Source organism: Levilactobacillus spicheri DSM 15429 (assembly GCF_001435095.1).
In the GTDB taxonomy this organism is placed as follows: Bacteria; Bacillota; Bacilli; order Lactobacillales; family Lactobacillaceae; genus Levilactobacillus; species Levilactobacillus spicheri.
Genome location: NZ_AZFC01000015.1, coordinates 1 through 18,794 on the forward strand (window position 1 = coordinate 1; position 18,794 = coordinate 18,794).

18 protein-coding genes are annotated in these 18,794 nt (G+C 60.0%); 6 read left to right on the forward strand and 12 right to left on the reverse strand.

What is annotated here, in order from left to right; translation table 11 throughout:
• Positions 1-241: 241 nt before the first annotated feature.
• The 3 genes from FD37_RS03870 to FD37_RS03880 form a co-directional block, all read right to left on the reverse strand.
• Positions 242-943, reverse strand: coding sequence for a TVP38/TMEM64 family protein (locus FD37_RS03870; protein WP_056963590.1), 702 nt, complete (start codon positions 941-943; stop codon positions 242-244).
• 831 nt (positions 944-1,774) lie between these two features.
• Positions 1,775-3,169: an asparagine--tRNA ligase gene (gene asnS, locus FD37_RS03875; protein ID WP_045806448.1), complete on the reverse strand. Its 1,395-nt coding sequence runs from the start codon at positions 3,167-3,169 to the stop codon at positions 1,775-1,777.
• Positions 3,170-3,531: 362 nt separating this feature from the next.
• Entirely contained in the window at positions 3,532-4,236 is a 705-nt protein-coding gene (locus FD37_RS03880) for a DUF3658 domain-containing protein (RefSeq protein ID WP_056963593.1), read from the reverse strand.
• Between the two features lie 238 nt (positions 4,237-4,474).
• Between FD37_RS03880 and FD37_RS13200 the strand changes: the two genes are divergently transcribed.
• The gene (locus FD37_RS13200) at positions 4,475-6,013 is read left to right on the forward strand and encodes an Ig-like domain-containing protein (protein WP_056963595.1); all 1,539 of its coding nucleotides are present in this window, start codon (positions 4,475-4,477) and stop codon (positions 6,011-6,013) included.
• Between the two features lie 439 nt (positions 6,014-6,452).
• Complete coding sequence (locus FD37_RS03890; RefSeq protein WP_056963597.1) at positions 6,453-7,868, forward strand: Ig-like domain-containing protein; 1,416 nt, start codon at positions 6,453-6,455, stop codon at positions 7,866-7,868.
• 104 nt (positions 7,869-7,972) lie between these two features.
• Here FD37_RS03890 and FD37_RS03895 read toward each other — a convergent pair whose 3' ends face one another.
• The 3 genes from FD37_RS03895 to FD37_RS03905 all read right to left on the reverse strand — a co-directional run bounded on the left by FD37_RS03895 (position 7,973) and on the right by FD37_RS03905 (position 12,127).
• Complete coding sequence (locus FD37_RS03895; protein ID WP_056963600.1) at positions 7,973-8,509, reverse strand: GNAT family N-acetyltransferase; 537 nt, start codon at positions 8,507-8,509, stop codon at positions 7,973-7,975.
• 95 nt (positions 8,510-8,604) lie between these two features.
• On the reverse strand, positions 8,605-9,945 hold the full coding sequence (locus tag FD37_RS03900; RefSeq protein WP_045806446.1) for a dipeptidase: 1,341 nt from the start codon (positions 9,943-9,945) through the stop codon (positions 8,605-8,607).
• Between the two features lie 661 nt (positions 9,946-10,606).
• Positions 10,607-12,127, reverse strand: coding sequence for a YfcC family protein (locus FD37_RS03905; RefSeq protein ID WP_056963602.1), 1,521 nt, complete (start codon positions 12,125-12,127; stop codon positions 10,607-10,609).
• Between the two features lie 310 nt (positions 12,128-12,437).
• Here FD37_RS03905 and FD37_RS03910 point away from each other — a divergent pair, with 310 nt between their 5' ends.
• Entirely contained in the window at positions 12,438-12,911 is a 474-nt protein-coding gene (locus FD37_RS03910; RefSeq protein ID WP_056963604.1) for a glutathione peroxidase, read from the forward strand.
• A gap of 328 nt (positions 12,912-13,239) precedes the next feature.
• On the opposite strand, the gene FD37_RS03915 is transcribed toward FD37_RS03910, so the two are convergent.
• The 3 genes from FD37_RS03915 to FD37_RS03925 are packed head-to-tail and all read right to left on the reverse strand — an operon-like array spanning position 13,240 to position 14,902.
• Positions 13,240-13,764 (reverse strand): GNAT family N-acetyltransferase, encoded by a 525-nt coding sequence (locus FD37_RS03915; protein ID WP_056963605.1) that lies wholly within the window; start codon positions 13,762-13,764, stop codon positions 13,240-13,242.
• A gap of 59 nt (positions 13,765-13,823) precedes the next feature.
• Complete coding sequence (locus FD37_RS03920) at positions 13,824-14,306, reverse strand: GNAT family N-acetyltransferase (protein WP_056963608.1); 483 nt, start codon at positions 14,304-14,306, stop codon at positions 13,824-13,826.
• Between the two features lie 14 nt (positions 14,307-14,320).
• Positions 14,321-14,902: a uracil-DNA glycosylase family protein gene (locus FD37_RS03925; RefSeq protein ID WP_056963610.1), complete on the reverse strand. Its 582-nt coding sequence runs from the start codon at positions 14,900-14,902 to the stop codon at positions 14,321-14,323.
• Between the two features lie 130 nt (positions 14,903-15,032).
• On the opposite strand from FD37_RS03925, the gene FD37_RS03930 reads away from it, so the two are divergent.
• Positions 15,033-15,452 (forward strand): Zn-Finger Containing protein, encoded by a 420-nt coding sequence (locus FD37_RS03930; protein ID WP_225436338.1) that lies wholly within the window; start codon positions 15,033-15,035, stop codon positions 15,450-15,452.
• 161 nt (positions 15,453-15,613) lie between these two features.
• On the opposite strand, the gene FD37_RS03935 is transcribed toward FD37_RS03930, so the two are convergent.
• Together FD37_RS03935 and FD37_RS03940 are read right to left on the reverse strand one after the other, a co-directional pair.
• Positions 15,614-16,360 (reverse strand): SDR family oxidoreductase, encoded by a 747-nt coding sequence (locus FD37_RS03935; protein ID WP_056963614.1) that lies wholly within the window; start codon positions 16,358-16,360, stop codon positions 15,614-15,616.
• Between the two features lie 21 nt (positions 16,361-16,381).
• Positions 16,382-16,903 carry a DapH/DapD/GlmU-related protein gene (locus FD37_RS03940; protein ID WP_147007776.1) on the reverse strand — a complete coding sequence of 174 codons (522 nt, stop codon included), beginning with the start codon at positions 16,901-16,903 and terminating at the stop codon, positions 16,382-16,384.
• A 111-nt stretch (positions 16,904-17,014) separates the two neighbouring features.
• Between FD37_RS03940 and FD37_RS03945 the strand changes: the two genes are divergently transcribed.
• Together FD37_RS03945 and FD37_RS03950 are read left to right on the forward strand one after the other, a co-directional pair.
• Complete coding sequence (locus FD37_RS03945) at positions 17,015-17,902, forward strand: LysR family transcriptional regulator (protein WP_056963616.1); 888 nt, start codon at positions 17,015-17,017, stop codon at positions 17,900-17,902.
• Between the two features lie 277 nt (positions 17,903-18,179).
• A complete protein-coding gene (locus FD37_RS03950; RefSeq protein WP_045806436.1) occupies positions 18,180-18,362 on the forward strand; it encodes a hypothetical protein in 183 nt (60 codons plus the stop codon).
• Here FD37_RS03950 and arsC read toward each other — a convergent pair whose 3' ends face one another.
• A complete protein-coding gene (gene arsC, locus FD37_RS03955) occupies positions 18,363-18,782 on the reverse strand; it encodes an arsenate reductase (thioredoxin) (RefSeq protein WP_056963618.1) in 420 nt (139 codons plus the stop codon).
• Positions 18,783-18,794: the final 12 nt, after the last annotated feature.

Sequence of the window (18,794 nt, forward strand, 5' to 3'; positions counted from 1 at the left end):
ATACTTGTTGCTTAATCTTAGCTGTAAACATAGTAAAACCCCCTGAGTTTGGATTTGCTCCAACTCAGGGGGTTCACTTTACAAACGAGAATTTTCTGCCTGTTTTTTAATAGTTGTTGTAACCAGTCAAGGGCATCTTGGTGACAAACTAAGCATGTAAATGTAGCGCCAAAGTGAGGACAATTTCTATCTCCCGGTGAATTTAACGGCCGTTCGTTGCGCAGAACGTCATCAGCCCGCCTCAATTTTCTTCAGTCGTCGCTTTCTCGACCGGGGCGCCCTTGCGGCGTTGATCGCGCTGGATGACCCGGTACAGCCCCAGCAGGAGCAGGACCAGCGCGATAGCCGCCACGGCGGTCTTGGTATTGCCGAAGAGCAACTCGTTGCCGCCAAAGGCGTAGAGAAACGAGACCGGCAACGACCCAATCAGGATACAGCCCGCGGTGTTCCACCAGGACATCCGCAGCTCCATCGCGGCGTAGTTGACCAATAGCGTGGGCAGCATCGGCACCGCGTACCCGATGCTCAGGCCGACGCGCGGATGGCGCATCGCCTTCAGCCGGTCGGTCAACGCCCGGAGCTTGCCGGGTTGCGGCTTGTGGGGAAAACGATCCAGGATGCCGATGGCTAGCAGGTTGCCGATGACGATGCCGGCCACGTTGATGGCGAACCCGGGCCAGCGCCCGAAGCAGACTCCGGCCAGAATGGCCACCGCCGCGATCGGCATCCCGGGAATCGCCGAGCCCAGCGCAATCACCGCCATGAACAGGATGGCGTTATGCTTGCCCTGATTGCGCAGCAGGTCGATCAGCCGTTGCCGGTCAAAGGCCTGGTGCCAAAACGTCAGGATCACGGTCCGGTAGTCCAGCCATAACCAGGCCAGCAGCCCCACCAGACCACACAGGCCCAGCGTTATCAGAATCACTTTATGGTACATTTTCATCAGCCAAGCCCCCATTAAAAGTGTTTAGCCTCAACTTACCATACTTCTTCGTAAAAGTAACGCGGGACTGTTTCACGTGAAACAGTCCCGGACGTTCAGCGCAGATATCATGCTCAAGCGCCTGACCATTCACCGGCCTTAACGCATGCCCCAAAAGAGCAATAAGAGACTGGCGGCCACGACCACCAGGTATCCGGCCACCACGATGGCCAGGCCAATTACGACCACCTTCAACCACTTTTCCATCATCACAACTCGCCCCCCGGCACCTCTAGTATAGGAGGCCCTAGCGCGGAGACAACCGAGAACCGGGCCAACCCGTTCAGCCCCGCAAGTAGGCCGTCAGGGATTTAGGTTGACTTGACCGGCGCCCCGTGCGATACTACTGGATGGTGCCAAACCACGGTGGGGGTACGCGATCGGCGCGCAAGCGTTCCGAAGGTCGCCGCACCTCACCACAAACGATTCCGAATAGAACGCGGAATCGTTTTTTTGTGCGCTCAATTAAGACAGCGATGTGACCGCCGCTACACGCCGGAGTCAGTTATTCACACTGACGTAGCAGGAGCGATGCCGTCGTTTTACCCCCGGTTGGCTGCGTCCACCCAACCCATGCCACTGCGGCCTGGCTATGTGGTGCCGGGCCCCCGCTACGTGAGCGCCACAGAGGCGACTTGCGGGTCGTGCCCACCTCGACCCGCTTGCTCGCCGGCGTGAAGCGCTGTTAACCACTATCTAACCAGACCTGGCCACACCAAAAACGGGTGCCCAATCTCTCACGCAACGTGACAGATCAGGCACCCGTTTTTTAATGTCTCTTCAATAACTTGATTAGAAGTCGGCGTTCCCTGGCGTCCGTGGGTAAGGGATCACGTCGCGGATGTTTTCCATCCCGGTGACGTACATCACTAACCGTTCGAACCCGATCCCGAAACCGGAGTGGACGGTCTCCCCGTACTTCCGGAGGTCTTCGTACCAGTCGTACTCGTCTTCCGGCATCTGGTTGTCGGCGATCTTCTGCTTGAGGACGTCGAGACGTTCCTCACGCTGACTGCCCCCGACCAGTTCCCCGATCTCTGGGACCAGCAGGTCGACCGCGGCCACGGTCTTGCCGTCGTCGTTGGCCCGCATGTAGAAGGCCTTGATCTCCTTCGGGTAGTCCGTTAAGAAGACCGGCTTGTTGTAGATGTGCTCACACAGGTAGCGTTCGTGTTCCGCTTCCAGGTCGAGACCCCAGTAGACGGGCACGTCGAAATCGACGTCGGCGTTCTTCAGTTCCTCGATGGCTTCCGTGTAGGTCAACCGGGCGAACTTCTCGTCGCGGGTCTTTTCCAACCGCTCGATCAGGTGCTCGTCGACGTTGTCGTTCAGGAAGGCCAATTCGTCTTGGGCGTGGTCCAGCACGTAGCTCACCACGGCCTTGATCAGTGCTTCGATGGTCACGATGTCGTCATCCAGGTCTTCGAAAGCCATTTCGGGTTCGATCATCCAGAACTCGGACGCGTGCCGTTGGGTGTGGGAGTTTTCTGCCCGGAAGGTCGGGCCGAAGGTGTAGACCTTCCGCAGCGCCAAGGCAAAGGCTTCGGCTTCCAGTTGGCCACTCACCGTCAGGTTGGTCTCCTTGCGGAAGAAGTCCTTGGTGTTGTCGACCTGGCCATCCTCGGTCAGCGGCAGGTGGTTCAAGTCCAGCGTCGTGGCCCGGAACATCTGCCCGGCCCCTTCGGCGTCACTTCCGGTGATGATCGGCGTGTTCAGGTAGTTAAACCCGTGTTCTTGCAGGTATTGGTGCACCGCAAAGGCCGCCAATGAGCGAATCCGGAACACCGCGTAGAAGGTGTTGGTCCGGGGCCGCAAGTGAGCGATTGTCCGCAGGTACTCGTAGGTGTGGGCCTTCTTTTGCAGCGGATAGTCGCTGTCGGAAGCCCCCTCTAAAACGATCTTGGCCGCGTGGACTTCCAAGGGCTGCTTGGCGTCCGGCGTGTAAACGACCGTCCCCGTAACGGCGATTGTCGAGCTGATCGGGAACTTGGCCACGTCGGCGTAGTTCTCGACGTCGGCGGCCTTCATCACGATTTGGGCGTTCTTGATGGTCGAGCCATCGTTTAATTCGATGAACCCGATCTTTTTGGAGCTCCGAATCGTCCGGACCCAGCCGTGCAGTGTGATCTCGGCGTCTTCAGCGATCTGTTGATCGCCGAATAAATCTTTCACTAAAACTTCTGTCATCTGTATTACTCTCCCTTCGAGTGTGTCGCAACCATAAAAAAAGAATCCATCATCCCTTGATATAGGGACGAAAGATTCTTCCGCGGTACCACCCAATTTGTCTATTGCTAAACCAACTCTTACTCGCGCACGAACATGCGCGCCGAACGTTAACGTGTCGGTTACGGCGCACCCTACTCTGCGAGGCATTTCAGGTGGCAACAGAAAAGGTGTTTTTCGGTTGGGGGCTGACCGGGCTTGCACTCTCCCCGACTCGCTAGACCACCCTGATCCAACCGTACTCGTCTTTTTCTACAGTTTTTAGGCCTATTCAGATAACCACAGGCTACCACAGATTCCCGGGAAACGCAATCACCCGTTTGTCAGGCCAGGTCGCCCGCCTGCCGCAGCGTCGCCAAGCGGTACCGGTACCACCACTCGGGCACGCCCACCGGGAAACGGCCCAGCGTCTCGCCGATCACCGCAGTGGCCTCCGCGGTCGGCGACCACTGCGTCTTCAAGAAATCATCGTAAAAGTTCGCGGGAACCCCCAGGATGTGGCCGTTCAAGTTGACCCGCAACTCGGCGTTGGCTGCGAGCTGACTGCGCCACCCGTACGTCGCCGCCTGGCGCTGACCGTCCGTCATGGGGCAGTCCAACGACAGGTAGGTCGCCAGCTCGCCGGGCGCGACCTCACTCAGGTCGGTCCGCTCCTGCCGGTTGCCCTCCGACGTCGGCTGCATCAGGGGCACCCGGATCTGGGTCAGCGGGATGGCGACGCCCTGGAGCACCGCACACAGCCACATCATCCCCAACCGGTCGTCGGGCTGGTCGCTCCACCAGACCCGCAGCGGCTCGTTGGCGGCGACCGCCGTCCGCAAGCGGGCGATCTGCGCCAGCACCCGCGGGTAGGTCGTATCCGGGTCGTCCACTGGTTGGTAGGTCGCCTGCCGGGTCCAAAAGGCGTTTTCCGGGTCGTTTAACCGCCGCAGGTCGCCCAGTTGAAGCTGCAGGGGCAAGCCCAGCGTCGCCAGGTGGAGGCCGCGCTGGAGCGTGTCCGCGAAGCTGCTGTTGAAGGTGATTTCCATATGAAGGCTCCTCTCGAGAATGGTTACCCTAAATTATCCCCTTCCCCGTCATTTCCCGCAACCACCCACCGTCAGAAAGGGTCAGCGGATGGACCAACCCCCCACTATTTTACAGGGCCGGTAGCTTGCCGACTTAGCGGTTCCCCGGCAAACGTTGTTATGTTTACCAAACAATCGGTTCACTATCGAGAGCCCGTCTAGGCGTGCTAACTTAGAGGTGTTAGGGGGAATACAAAATATGCGTAAATTCTGGCAGATGATTGTCATCACAATTGTTGGGTTATTCGCAATCGTGTTCAGCCCACCCGTCGTGAGCCATGCCGCAACCATGGTCACCGCGAGCGGGGTCACTGCGAACGATGCGGTGATTAAAAACAAGGCGGGCAAAGTCATGTCCCACTCTGCGATCTTACCGCGGACACAGTACTTTAAGGTGACCTGGGACTGGCGGTTGCCTTCCTTTACCACGATTAACAAGGGTGATTACTTTATCGTGGGGATTCCAGACAACGTCTACGTTCCGCAAGACGAAAGCGGTTCGGTCACGAACATGCTGGGCAGCGCGCCTATCGGAACGTTTACCATTGCTAAAGGCGCTCACACCGGGACTGTGACGTTGAACAAGATCTCAACGAGCACGTTTAACCGTCACGGCTATCTCTTCTTGGACGTCGTCGGTGCCGGGGCCACGGATGGTGCCGGTGGCGGCGTCGATGAAAACGGCGGCGACGGCGAAGAAGGCGGCGACGGTGGCTTAGGAGTCAACCCAGTTGACCCAACTGATCCATCGTATCCAACCGACCCTGGCTTCGGTGGCGGCCCTGGTGAACCGGGGACGACTGAGCCTGGGACCACGGAACCCGGGACTTCTGAACCGGGGACTACCGAGCCTGGGACCACGGAACCTGGGACTTCTGAACCGGGCACGACCGAACCCGGGACTACGGAACCTGGGACTTCTGAACCGGGCACGACCGAACCCGGGACTACGGAACCTGGCACAACTGAGCCTGGGACCACGGAACCTGGAACTTCTGAACCTGGCACGACCGAACCTGGCACGACTGAGCCCGGAACCACGGAACCTGGAACTTCTGAACCAGGGACTACCGAACCCGGAACCACAGAACCTGGAACTTCTGAACCAGGGACTACTGAACCTGGCACGACCGAGCCTGGGACTTCTGAACCCGGCGACTCCAACGATACCGGTGTCACCACGCCTGGCGACGCTGGCGGCTCCGGTGAAGTCGACGTCGAGAATCCACAAACCGGTGCGGTCGTTCCTGATCCAAATCCAGGGACCGATCCGTTCCCAGGAACTGGTTCGAACACCGGCTCCACGACGCCGAGCGTTACCACACCAGGGAGCACCACGCCTAGTGAGTCCGGTAACAACGACACGCCAGCGACTGGTTCCACCACGCCAACACCAACGACGCCCGGGAGCACTAATCCTGTGACCGGTGCGCCGACCGCTCCCGCGCAAAACGGGTCGACGACCGGCACGCCAACCACGACGGCACCTGCACAGAGCGGGGCCACGACTGGGACGCCAGCCAATGGCGCGGCGGCCGACAACGGGTCGTTAGCCGGTGAACCGGCTAACGGGAACCCTGCCACTAGCGCACCGCAGTACTCTGCGGCAGCTAACGGCGCTGCAACGACCGGCAAGTTGCCTCAAACGGGTGACCGGCCAGCTGTCATCGCCACCGTCTTGGGTCTGGTCGCTTTGATCAGCCTGGGCGCTTACGGCCTGTTACGGCACTTGGCTTAACCGATTAAATTGCTAAAAGAAACGCGATTGCCTGCGAGCAACCGCGCTTTTTTTACGTCATTTCATGACAGCCACTCCAGTTTCTCCGCCGGATCGCGCAAAAATGATTAATTCATTTATTCACGTTCACCGTTAAGGAACCGGTCATCACCCGTCCCGGCTTTCAAAGAAGCTGCGAATTGTCAAGACTTTCTTTACTGGTTATCGAAACCAGCTTTAGTCATTATTTTAATTATATTAAGCATCAATTCGTTGTTATATCAGGGATTTGACCCGGTTGCTCGGTGTGGAATCCGCCATAATTAATTTCATAATTAATCACCCAATGATTTTGTATTTGCGTCAATCCCCGACCGGCTCAAAAAATATGCTAATTTAGTTCTCGTGAAAGACGTCACGCAAAATCATTGTGAACTTAAAAATTGGAGGAGAATCCCTTTTGAAACGACTCAACCCGCGGCGCCTGGTCGGCTGTTTATTACTCGGCCTGGCCGCCGCCCTACTGCTAAGCCCGCCGGTGACCGGCCACGCCCGTGAACTGAACGCGACCGGCCTCGACGCCGACAGCGCCGTGATCAAGAACAAGCGCGGCAAGGTCATGTCCCACACGGCGGAATTGCCGGAAGACGAACCCTACACCGTCAACTACAAGTGGTCCTTGCCATCCTACACGCCGCTCGAGGCCGGCGACACCATGACCGTCACGGTCCCCGCCAACGTGCGGATTCCCAAGGACGACGCCTTCGTCATGAAAAACACCTGGGGCGGTGCGCCCATCGGCAATTTCTTCATCGCCGCGGGCTCCCATACCGGGACCGTGACGCTGAACAAACTCAACAGTAATTCCTTTAACCGCAAGGGGTTCATCACCCTGGACGTGATGGGGGCCACCTCCATCGTGGACCCGGAAGAGCCCGACGTTGATCCGGGAGAGGAAGAGGAGGACGACGACTATACGGAACCGGTCACGCCGGGGCCGGAACCCATCACCCCACCCACCGAGCCGGAAACCCCGGCACCCGGGCCGACCAATCCGACCGAACCAGAGAAGCCGACACCGGGGCCCACGGAACCAACCGAACCGGGAAAACCGGGGCCGGGACCAACCACACCGACCGAACCGGGCGAACCTAATCCGGGGCCCACAACGCCGACCGAACCCGGCAAACCCGGACCCGAACCAACCACGCCCACGGAACCGGGTGAACCTACTCCGGGACCCACGACACCGACCGAACCCGGCAAACCCGGGCCCGAACCAACTACGCCCACGGAACCGGGTGAACCCAGTCCGGGGCCCACGACACCGACGGAACCCGGTAAACCGGGACCCGAACCAACTACGCCCACGGAGCCCGGCAAACCTAATCCGGGACCTACGACGCCGACGGAACCCGGCAAGCCCAATCCAGGGACTCCCGAACCCACAACGCCCACGGATCCGAACGACCCGGAAACTCATCCGGGCACACCGGCGCCTGACACATCGACGCCGGGCACTCACCCGGAACCCGCCCCAACCACGCCGCAGTCCGACGCTGATGCTGGCGGCACCCCGGAACCCGGCGAGGCCCACGACGAGCAACCGGTCGTGACCCAGCCGCTGCCCGACCTGACCCAACCGGCGGCCTTACCGGACAACACCGTTTGGGACGCCGCGCCACAACCGGCGCCGGCCGCCTTTGGCCAAGACGCCCTGCCGCTGACCAGCACCGTGACCGACCTCCCCGTCGAACGCGACACCGCGGACACCTTGCCCCAAACCGGCGAAAAAGCCGCACCACTGGCCACGTTACTGGGCCTGCTGGCCTTACTGGGTCTGGGCGGCAAAGCCCTCACCCGCAAGTTTCACTAATCCCCTGAATCATCCCTGTCAATGAACGCTAAAGGCCCCCGCCACGTGCTAACCGTGTGCGGGGGCCTTTTTTCGGAGGCCAACAGGGCCCGCAGCTGACGCGCCTAATCGTCCGTGGCCGCGTCCTTCTTTTCACCGGTGACCACTAATTTAAACAACGCCGGGTGCTGGGGCGTCGGCAATGCGGTCGTCACCAGCTGGAAACCCAGCTTCTCTAAGACCCGCTGCGAGCGCTGATTGGTCGGCAGGCAGGCCGCCCAAACCGTCTGAGCAGCCGGTATCGCCTGGCCGACCAGCGTCAGGCTGGCGCGCAGGGCCTCGGGCATCAGTCCTTGCCCCCAGTCCATTGGGTCCAGGAAGTAGCCCAGGTCGTACTCGTGCGGCGCCTCCCCCGACTCGTCGTGCTGGTAGTACAGGATCGTGCCCATGAACCGGTCGGTCGTCCGGTCGACCACCGCAAAGGCAAAGGGGCTCTGCCGGTCGGCCTCAAACCAGCGAGCCATCAGTTCCGGCGAGGCGTCGGCCGGGGAGCCGTTCGCGGCGGCCATCGGGGGCAGGGCCAGCAAGCGCTGGTAGGCCGCCAGGTCGCTGGCGACCAGTGGCCGGAGCCGTAACCGCGCCGTTTCTCGTGTTTTTTCCATCGTGCTCATCTCCTACGTTTAGTCGTATTATGCCACAGTCAAACGGGCCCCACCAGCACTAATCCGCCGGTGGGGCCCGTTCAAGTCGTTTTTAGCTATTTTTCGTCACAGCAGAGCCGCCGAATCGCCTCCGCGTAAATCGCCATGGCCTTGTTCATCCGGGAAAGCTCCCAGTTTTCGTTGACCTGGTGCATGAAGTCTGGCGTGCCCGGCAGCATCGCCCCGTAGGCCACGCAGTTGTGCATGGTCCGCGCGTAGGTCGCCCCGCCGGAGATCTGCGGCTGGGTATCGTCGCCGGTCATGTCCTGGTAGGTGCTCATCAGCGTCTTGACCAGCGCGCTGTCGGTCGGCACGTAGAGCGGCGCCAGGTAATCGAAGTGCTCGTAGGTCAGCTGGTACGGCTGCACGGCCGTTTCCAACCGGCTGATCAGGTCGTCATGGTCGACCGTGACCGGGATCCGCATGTCGATCTGCATCCGCGATTCTTCGGGCGTGATGGTCAGGCTGGAAATGTTGACGGTCAGGTGGCCGGACTGTTCATCCGCCACGTCACCTAACAGGTTGGTCCCGGTCGCGTCCTCCTTGAAGCACTGGCCGATAAAGTCGAGGACCGGCATCGGGAACACGTCGTCCAGGGCGATGGCCAGGCGCAGGACCGCGTTGACGCCGGTCGGGGCCAGCATCGCGTGGACCGATTTCCCGGTGACCACCAATCCGTCGGCCGTTTCTTGATAGGCGAAATGGTGCCGGTCGAGGGCCGCCTTGACGTCCGCCTGCCGCGGCCCGTTGTAGGTCGCCTTCCCCGGAACGGCGTTGAAGGCGTTCTGCAGGTCAAGGGCCAGTTCCGTGCTCCCCGGGCCCACCAGGTAGGATTGTTGTAGACCCTTTTCCGCGTAGATCAGTGGAAACTCGGCGTCGGGGGCGATCCCCAGGTCGATCGGGTCTTCTTTTTCGTTGTACTTGGCGATCCCGCGCCAGAGCGTCTCCTCGTCGGTCCCGAAGATGAACCGGATCTTCTTATTGAAGTGGTACCCGCGGTTCTCCAGGGCCTTGACGGCAAAGAGCGCGGCCATGGTCGGGCCCTTGTCGTCCTGCGAGCCCCGGCCGTAGATGACGCCGTCCTTGACCGTGCCGGTGTACGGGTCGGTGTCCCAGTCGGCCGGGTCGCCGGCGGGCACCACGTCCACGTGGCCGATGATGCCAAAGGTCTCGTCCCCCGCCCCGGTCTCGGCGTAGGCGTAGTAGCCGTCCGGGTCTTCATAGGTGTGGTAGCCCAGTTCTTGACAGATGGCGACGATCTCGTCGAGGGCCAAGCGAATGTCGCGGCCGAACGGGGCCCCGCTGGCGGCGTCCTGGGTGTAGGACGGGTGACTGATCATGCGTTTGAGGGCGGCCACGGCCGCTTGTTCTTCGACGTCAGTAACGATTTTTTCCATAACTGAATTCCTCCTTAGATGCTTCTATTCCAAGACAATTAGTAAACACGGGAACCACCGTTCCACGCCGGCGAGCAAGCCGGCTGAGGTGGGCACGACTTCGAAGCCCCGAAATACACGGGTCTCCGAAGCTCGGCCTTGATGTAGGCTGGGACAGAACCCCAGCCAACATCAATTTCACCACGGCCAGCAAGTTGCCTCTGTTACGCTGACAAGGCACTAATATCTTATATAACCCATCAAAACATTAAAAGAACACTTTGCTGGTTTTAATCACTAATTTAACCATATTGATGGTCGGGAACACCTTCATCATGAGCAAAATTTTGAAAATTAATTTGCCGATAAGCAATGGTCATTATCACTATTGACCATCGACCCAGATGAATCTAATCCCCGTGGGCCCGGACTATTTACCGTCCGGAGGCGATCAGGGGCTCAGCCAGCGAAATTATCCTTAGTCGGCGTTTTGAGCCGGCTTAGGATAAGGCCGAGCTTCGAGATTTACGCGTGCTTTTCGCGGAAAGCTCGAAGTCGTGCCCGCAGGCGTCACGGCCCCTGAGCGCCGGAGGACGACCAGTTTCGCCTCCTCCGTTCAGCCCGAATTTATCGTGGCCGGAAGCGACTTTTTCGCGTAACAGAAATTATCCGTTACGCGTCATCATATGACCGCCATGACGCCCAGGAAGACACAGGTGGCGATGAACAAGTAGATCATCAGCTTGAACATGAATTTCCACCAGATGCTGATGTTGATGTGGGCCACGGCCATGGCGCCCATGATGACCCCGGACGTTGGCGTAATCAGGTTGACCCAACCGGAAGCGGCCTGGTAAGCCGTCACGACGAGGCTCGGGGCCACGCCGGCGAACTTCCCAATCGGGCCGATGATGCCCATCGTCGCCGCCGCTAACCCGGAGGTCGACGGAATCAGGAAGGACATCGGAATGTAGAAGATGTAGGTCAAAATGATGAACAGCGCGGAGCTCATGCTGGACAGGCCGGTTTCACCCCAGTGCAGGACGGTCGCGGAAATGTTCCCGTCGTTCATGATGACTTGGATCCCCCGGGCAACCGCCACCACGATGGCCACGCCCAAGAAGTCGCTCATCCCGCTCATGAAGGCGTCCATGAAGTCACTTTCGGCCATCTTGAAGACGAACATGATCAGCACGGACATGAACAGAAACAGCATGGTGATTTCAGAGAAGTACCAGGTCCCCAGCGGCGTCATGTCGCCACCCAGCAGGTTCCCCAGGAACGGGATGCCCTGGAGCCACTTGGTCATGCTGGTGAAGAAGGTCCACTTGGCGTTGATCTGGTCCCACGGAATCAGGCCCACGATCATGATGACAAACGTCGCGGCGAACAGCCACAGGACGGCCTGCTGACGCTTGGTCATCTGGCCCTGGTCGGCGTCGGTCGCCACCAGGAACCGTTTCCGGTCTTCATCCCGTTGGCCGTACACTAACGACTTGGTCGGGTCCTTTTCGATCTTCGCCGCGTAGTGGTACACGTACCAGATACTAATTCCGATGGTGATCAGCAACAGGACCACCCGGGACACGATGCCGTCCCCCGGCGTGATGTTCAGCGTCGCCGAGGCAACCCCGGTGGCGAACGGGTTCACGGTCGAGGCCAGACACCCGACCTGCGACCCGATCAGCGCGATCGACACGGCCACGATGGAGTCGAAGCCGATCCCCATCATCACCGGAATCAACAGCGGGTAAAAGGCAATGGTTTCTTCGGCCATCCCGTAAGTCGACCCACCGGCCGCGAACAGGAGCATCAGAATCAGGATCAACCGTTTTTCCTTCCCCTTGAACCGCCGCACGATGGCCGCGATGCCGTCGTCGAGGGCCCGGGTGCGGTTGACCACGCCCAGGAAGCCCCCGATGACCAGGATGAACAGCGAGACCTCGATGGCACCGGAGGTCTTGTCGTTCCCGATCATCCCGATGATGGGCGCCATGAAGACGTCCCAGATCCCCTGGGGGTTGGCCTTGACCGACCGATACGTGTGGGCAATGATGTTGCCGGCCTTATCCGTCGAATACTGGCCTGCTGGAATAATCCAGGTTAAAATGGCAAGGACAATAATGATAAAGAATAAAATGGTATACGCCGAAGGCATCTTGAAACGCTTTTTGACCTTTGGCTGAACGTCTGGTTCTTGCATCCTTCCTCACTCCTTTATGGGCAATTAGTAAATGTAAGCGCTTTAATTATACAAAATTTTGATTAAAACTTCTTGAGAAGCCCGTCGCTTTTCTTAAAAGGTCATTTGAAATACAAACGTAAGGGCGCGTAAGTGTTTGAAAGGATTGTGTTTAATTTCACTAAGCGGTTTTTCTTATGAAAATCCGCTTGAAATTGCATAGATTTTCAGAAACGGTGTATATCTTCTGCGACCCTCGATTGGCTAAGCAAATCCGGTGGCAAATCGGGCGCAGGATGGTTTAATGAAAGATAACGAGGGAGGAGATCACATGCCAACATCCATCTATGACTTCAGTGAAACCGAAATGAGCGGCGAGCAACTCGACCTGGCACGGTACCGCGGCCAGGTCCTGCTGATCGTCAATACCGCCAGCAACTGTGGCCTGGCCCCGCAGTTCAAGGGGCTCGAGGCCCTCTACCAGAAGTACCGCGCGGCGGGGCTGGTCATCTTGGGCCTGCCGTCGAACCAGTTCTTCCAGGAAAAGGCCACCGACGCCGCGACCCACGACTACTGCCAGCGCCACTACGGCGTGACCTTCCCGATGACGCAACGCGTGCGGGTCAACGGCGCGGACGCCGACCCGCTGTTCACCTACCTGAAGGCCGCGGCCGGGCACGGTCGGATCAAGTGGAACTTCACCAAGTTCCTGATTGGCCGGGACGGCACGGTGCGCCACCGCTTCGCCCCGACCACCCGGCCCGAGTCCTTCGAGGACGCCATCCAGGCGGCCCTGGCCGAGTAACCGGCGGGGGGGATCGCTCCACGCCGGCGTAGACGTTATCTCAATTTAATTTTCCCCATAAAAATAGGCTGCCCTCGCTCAATTGGGGACAGCCTATTTGGGCAACTTTCGTTTTACGGTCACCTGATGCAGGTCCCATTTAGAACCAATTTTAGCGCAACAGAGGCGACTTGCTGGCCGCGGTGAAATTGATGTTACCTGGCGTTTTGGGCCAGGTTACATCAAGGCCGAGCTCTGGAAACTCGCGGTTTGGGCGAGGTTTCAGAGTCGTTCCCACCTCGGCCGGCTTGCTCGCCGGCGTGAAGCGGATGACTGCTGACACGTCAAGTTAGATAACAGTTTCATCCGCCGGTAAATCCCACCGGAACCAGACCACGTCATCGGCGGTCGGCAGGAGCGGTGAGTGCGCCGGGGCCGCGGTCGGCTGGAAGCCCAGCTTAGTCAGCACCCGTTGCGAGCGCTGGTTCGTGGTCAGGCAGTCGGCCCAGACGGTCACGGGGCCCGTCAGCGCTTGGCGAACCAACCGCAAGCTGGCCCGCAGCGCCGCGGGCATCAGTCCCCGCCCCCACAACAGCGGATCGAGGAAGTAGCCGACGTCGTAGTGCTGTGCCGGCGCCGCGTGGGCGTAGTACAGGATGCCGCCGACGAACCGGTCGTGCCGCCGGTCGATCACCGCGTGGGCGAACGGCCCGTGACGGTCCTTTTCGAACCAGTACGCCAAGAGATCCGGCGCCAGGCTCCCCGGGGCGGCGTTGGCCGCTGCCATCCGGGGATCAGCCAGCAAGCGTTGGTACGCCGCGAGGTCCGCCTCAATCAAGGGTCGCACCTCAAGACCCGTGGTAAATTCCACCATCGTGATTCCTCCTCACAGTTTTTTTCGGACTCGCCCGATGTTTCATGTGAAACATCCCTTCAGAGGGGCTTGACCAGGTTGTACCAGGTCTCCCCGGCGTGGTCGGACATGGCCACGCCGCGGTTAATAAAGCCGTTCTTCTCGTAAAACGGGACGTTGCGTTCCAGGCTGGTCAGGCTCAGCGTCTCCCGGTGCGCGGCTCGGGCGCGCTCACTGATGGCGGCCAAGAGCCGACTGCCCAGCCCGGCGCCCCGGTAGGCCGGGTCGATGGCGATGGAGTAGATCAATTGGTGGCCACCCGTTGGCAGGTTCCGGGGCGTCTGCTCGTACATCCAGTCCGCTACGTAGGCGGCCGTGGTCGCCGGGCCGACCACGAATCCCACGACTTGGCCCGCCACCTTGGCGACCAGGAAGGTCCCGGTCAGCTTCTCGAGGCGGTCGCGGTATTGGGCCGCACTCCCGGCCTCTTCGGCAGAGAACCCCAGCCGCTCGATGCGCAGGATTGCCGGCAGGTCGGCGGCCATTGCGTCGGTGATTTTCATGGCATCCACTCCCTTCATTGCAGAGCCACCCGCACCCGCGCCTGCAGGTCCGGCACCACGTCCGTTTGGAACCAGGGGTTACGCTTCTGCCAGCCGTAGTTCAACGGCGACGGGTGAACCAGCGGGAAATAGTCCGGCAGGTAGTCCTGGTACCGCTGGACCGTGGCCGTCAGGGTCTTCTCCCGGCGTTTTCCCAGGTAGGCCTTGATGGCGTACTGGCCGACCAGCAGCGTCAATTGGACGTTGGACATCTGGGCCAAGAGCGGCGCGTGCCACTTCTCGGCGAAACCCTTACGGGGTGGCAGGTCGCCGCTCTTACCCTTCCCAGGGTAGTAAAAGTCCAGCGGCATCACGGCGATCTTGTCGCTGTGGTAGAATTCCTCGCGGGTCACGCCCATCCACTCGCGCAACCGGTCCCCACTGGCGTCGTTGAAGTAGGTCTTAGTGTTCTGGGCGATGCGGCCGGGCGCCTGGCTGATGACCAGGATGGTGGCCGACGGGAGCACGTGAAAGAGCGGCTCCCACCCCTGTGCGGTGTAGGCCGCATTGGCCGGGTCGGCGATGATGGCTTGTTTGATACTGGCAATGGTGGTGATGAATAGGACCTCCTCATATCGGGTATTAGGTCTAGTATAGCCGTCTCAACGGCGGTCGACCACTGACGACTCACTGTCGAGACCAGGTAACCTGTGGTAAGATGGGATATTATCTAATTCGGAGGCGTTTATGATGAAACCAACTGCCAAATGGGTCCGGCGCTTGCAGGCGTTCATGGTCGGCCGTTACGGCCAGAACGACTCGCTGAACCGCTTCTTAAATGGCCTGTCGCTGGTGCTCCTGCTGGCCAGCATCTTCCTGCGCAGCGGGTGGCTGATCCTGATCGCCATCGGGCTGATCGGCGTCAACTACTGGCGACTGTTCTCGCACAAGATCTACCGCCAGGTCGCCATCAACCGCGGCTTCGAGCGGGTCTGGCGGCCCCTGACCCGTCCGGTGCGCCGGCTGGGCTACAGCCTGAGCCAGCACTGGCACTACCGCTTCTTTCACTGTGCCCAGTGCCACCAACGCATCCGCATCCCGCGGCACCACGGCCACGTGCGCATCACCTGCCCCAAGTGCGGGCACTCATTCGATGCGCGGACGTAATCCGCAGCACCTAAAGAGAGAGTGCCAAAAGGCGGTTAGCTGGCGAGCATGACTGACGGTGTTAAGCGGAACCAGCTGCCTTTTGACGCACGTTTCGGTACCCTATCTTCGAAAAACGAGCCTGAGACAAAAGTCTCAGGCTCGTTTTTTAGGACTCATGCCTAAACGATCTGACCGGCTGGCCGCACCAGCACTTCACTGATGGCCACGTGTTTGGGCTGGTCGATGGCGAACCGAACGGCGTTGGCGACGTCTTCCGGATCCAACACCGTCTGCCGGGAATTTTCACCATTGAAGATCTCATCCAGTCCCTGCTTCACCTCGAGGTTGCCCACCGTCTTGAGGAGTTCCGTGCGAACGGCCCCCGGCGAGACGATGGTCGAGCGAATGCCGTGGTCCTTTTCCTCCTGGCGCAGGCCCTCCATGATGGCCCGGACGGCGTACTTCGTCCCGTTATAGACCGCGGACGCCGGGTAGACCACGTGGCCGGCCACCGAATCGGTCGTGATGATGAGGCCGTCGTGCTGCGCCTGCATCACTGGCAGGACCTCGCCGATGCCGTTCAGGACACCCATCACGTTGACGTCGAGCATCATCTGCCACTTGGCGTAGTCGCGCTCACTGAGGTTGCCCTGTGGCATGGTCCCCGCATTGTTGTAGAGAACGTCCACGCGGCCGTAAGTCTCCACGGCCAGCTGGATCAGGGCGTGGACCTCTTCGCGTTGGGTCACGTCGGTCACGCGGTAAATGGCGTTGGCACCAATCTCCTGGGCCAGGTCAGCCAGCCGTTCTTCCCGGCGGGCGCCGAGGACGACCTTGGCCCCCTGACTCGCCAATAACCGGGCGGTGGCGGCGCCGATACCGCTCGAAGCACCCGTGATAACAACTACTTTATTCTCAATACTCATACTAAAAACTTCCTTTCAGGGTTAAATAATCTTAATGACTTTCGCGGGCACGCCGGCGACCACGGCGTTTGCCGGCACATCCTTGGTCACCACCGCGCCGGCCGCTACGACGGCGTTTTTCCCCACCGTGACGCCCGGTAAAATGATGGCTTTCGCCCCCACCCAGGCATTTTGGCGAATGTGGATGGGTCGCACGTCGAGGGCCCGCCGCCGTTCCGGGGCGAGCTGATGGTTGACCGAGATCAACGCGGCGCCCGGTCCCAGCAGCACGTCGTCCTCCAGGGTGATGCCCCCCAGATCCGTTAGCTGGACCTGGTCGTTGATCATCACCCGTTTTCCAATCGTCAGCTTGCGCCCATAATCTGTATAGAATGGCAGCCGGATCTCGACGGACGCATCGAGCGGCTGCCCGGTGATCTCCCCCACCAATTGGCGGATCTCCGCGGGGGTATGGGGTGCCGTATTTAAGTGTTGGACCAGCCGTTGATTCTGATCGATCAGGGGCTGTTCAGCCGCGATGGCGGCCGTGGTGAGCATAGTCATACGTAATTCCTCCCTTATGAATGATTCCCAGTATAGGGGCGGTCTGCGTGTATGTAAAAGACCTATGTTGTATACTTTTATATAGCAAAAAGGCATAAAGGAGTGTCGCTTATGGATATTCGGGTTCTTCGTTACTTCCTGGCGGTGGCCCAAGAACGCACCATCTCGAGGGCCGCCACCACCCTCCACCTCTCGCAACCCACCCTGTCGCGCCAACTCAGCGACCTCGAGGCCGAGCTGGGCGTCCGGCTCTTTACCCGGGGGTCCCGTGAGATCACGCTGACCGCGGCCGGCCGGTACCTTCAGGAACGCGCCACGACCATCACCCGCCTGGTCGATAAGACCGCCCAGAATCTCCAGACGACGGCGCCGATCATTCGGGGCAGCCTGGACATCGGGGCCGGCGAAAGTCGGGGGATGCAGCGGCTCATGGCCCTGATCAGCCGCCTGCAGGCCGACTACCCGGGCGTGACCCTGCACCTCCACAGCGGGGACGCCGCCACCGTCGCGGCCCAACTGACGGCGGGAACGCTCGACTTTGGCGTCATCATGGGGGATAGCCCCCTCACGCACTACCACGCGCTGCAACTGCCGGAACGCGACCGGTGGGGTATCTTACTGCCCAAGACGGCGCCCCTGGCCCAACAGACCACGATTCGCCCGCAGGACCTCGTGGGGCACCCGCTCATCGTCTCCCAGCAGGCGGCGACCACCGACCGGTTCGCCAACTGGTGGCGCAACGTGGCCGACCAGCTGACCCTCAGCGGCACCTATAATCTCATCTTTAACGCCCAGCTGCTGGTAGAACAGGGGCACTGTTGGGCCTTGAGCTTCGATCATTTGGTGGATGTCGGCCCAGAATCGCGCCTGACCTTCCGTCCCCTGGCCCCCGATCTGACCGAACCGATCACCGTGATCTGGTCGCGCCAACAGACGTTATCCCCGGTGGCCCAGCTCTTCTTACATCGGTTGCGCGCCAACCTCGGGACTCCCGAGTAACCACCAAAAAACGAGCCGGAGACAAAAGTCCCAGGCTCGTTAGTGTCTCCAAATATTTGGTGTCGAAATGTGCGCCAAAAGGCAGCTGGTTCCGCTTAACCCCGTAAGCCAAACAATCCAAGTTCAGGATTGTCCGTCTTACGACGTTAATGCTCACCAGCTAACCACCTTTTGCCCCACTCTCGTTTGCCCATTTAGTTGTTGTTTTGGCGGGTCATTTCTAGTATCATTCAGCTAACTTTTCAACCATCATCATTCGAATCGGAGGACGTTTTTCATGTTAATCGGCATTGGTTTCTTTATCGTTGGCTTCATTCTGGTCAGCCTCGCCACCATCAGTTTCAAACTACGGGCCATCACCAATAAGCCCGCCTGGGGCGGCATCACCCTTCCCAGCGGACTGATTGGCGGCATCGCCTTGGTCATTGGCGTCATCATCATCGCCCTCCTCATGCGCTAACTAACCGCGCGCGGCCTCCTGAGCCAGCGCGGCGACCCGCCGGCGGAGCTCATCACGCACCTGGCGAAAGACGGCCAAGCGGTCGGCCGCCGTCCCGGTGGCCTGCGCGGGATCGGGTAACGGCCAGTGGCGTTTTGAAACGGTCGCCGGCGTCACCGGACACCGGTCGCGCGCATCCCCGCACAGGGTGATCACCAGGTCACAGGTCCGCAGGTAGTCCGGGTCGATCAGCGTCGACGTTTGGTGGGAAATATCGACCCCCGCTTCGGCCATGACCTGCACGGCCACGGGATTTAGGCCGTGGACCTCGACGCCGGCGCTGGCGATGCGCCAGTCGGGCCCCAGCAGCTGGCGCGCCCACCCCTCCGCCATCTGGCTACGACAGGAATTGCCGGTACACAAAAAATAGACTTGTGGCATACGATTGCCCCC

Bases quoted from the DNA above. Each gene is read 5' to 3' on its own strand.
- FD37_RS03880 (WP_056963593.1), bottom strand. From the start codon at position 4,236: ATGGAAATCACCTTCAACAGCAGCTTCGCGGACACGCTCCAGCGCGGC.
- asnS (WP_045806448.1), bottom strand. From the start codon at position 3,169: ATGACAGAAGTTTTAGTGAAAGATTTATTCGGCGATCAACAGATCGCT.
- FD37_RS03905 (WP_056963602.1), bottom strand. From the start codon at position 12,127: ATGCAAGAACCAGACGTTCAGCCAAAGGTCAAAAAGCGTTTCAAGATG.
- FD37_RS03935 (WP_056963614.1), bottom strand. From the start codon at position 16,360: ATGAGTATTGAGAATAAAGTAGTTGTTATCACGGGTGCTTCGAGCGGT.
- arsC (WP_056963618.1), bottom strand. From the start codon at position 18,782: ATGCCACAAGTCTATTTTTTGTGTACCGGCAATTCCTGTCGTAGCCAG.
- FD37_RS03895 (WP_056963600.1), bottom strand. From the start codon at position 8,509: ATGGAAAAAACACGAGAAACGGCGCGGTTACGGCTCCGGCCACTGGTC.
- FD37_RS03920 (WP_056963608.1), bottom strand. From the start codon at position 14,306: ATGAAAATCACCGACGCAATGGCCGCCGACCTGCCGGCAATCCTGCGC.
- FD37_RS03910 (WP_056963604.1), top strand. From the start codon at position 12,438: ATGCCAACATCCATCTATGACTTCAGTGAAACCGAAATGAGCGGCGAG.
- FD37_RS03900 (WP_045806446.1), bottom strand. From the start codon at position 9,945: ATGGAAAAAATCGTTACTGACGTCGAAGAACAAGCGGCCGTGGCCGCC.
- FD37_RS03870 (WP_056963590.1), bottom strand. From the start codon at position 943: ATGAAAATGTACCATAAAGTGATTCTGATAACGCTGGGCCTGTGTGGT.
- FD37_RS03950 (WP_045806436.1), top strand. From the start codon at position 18,180: ATGTTAATCGGCATTGGTTTCTTTATCGTTGGCTTCATTCTGGTCAGC.
- FD37_RS03940 (WP_147007776.1), bottom strand. From the start codon at position 16,903: ATGACTATGCTCACCACGGCCGCCATCGCGGCTGAACAGCCCCTGATC.
- FD37_RS13200 (WP_056963595.1), top strand. From the start codon at position 4,475: ATGCGTAAATTCTGGCAGATGATTGTCATCACAATTGTTGGGTTATTC.
- FD37_RS03945 (WP_056963616.1), top strand. From the start codon at position 17,015: ATGGATATTCGGGTTCTTCGTTACTTCCTGGCGGTGGCCCAAGAACGC.
- FD37_RS03915 (WP_056963605.1), bottom strand. From the start codon at position 13,764: ATGGTGGAATTTACCACGGGTCTTGAGGTGCGACCCTTGATTGAGGCG.
- FD37_RS03930 (WP_225436338.1), top strand. From the start codon at position 15,033: ATGATGAAACCAACTGCCAAATGGGTCCGGCGCTTGCAGGCGTTCATG.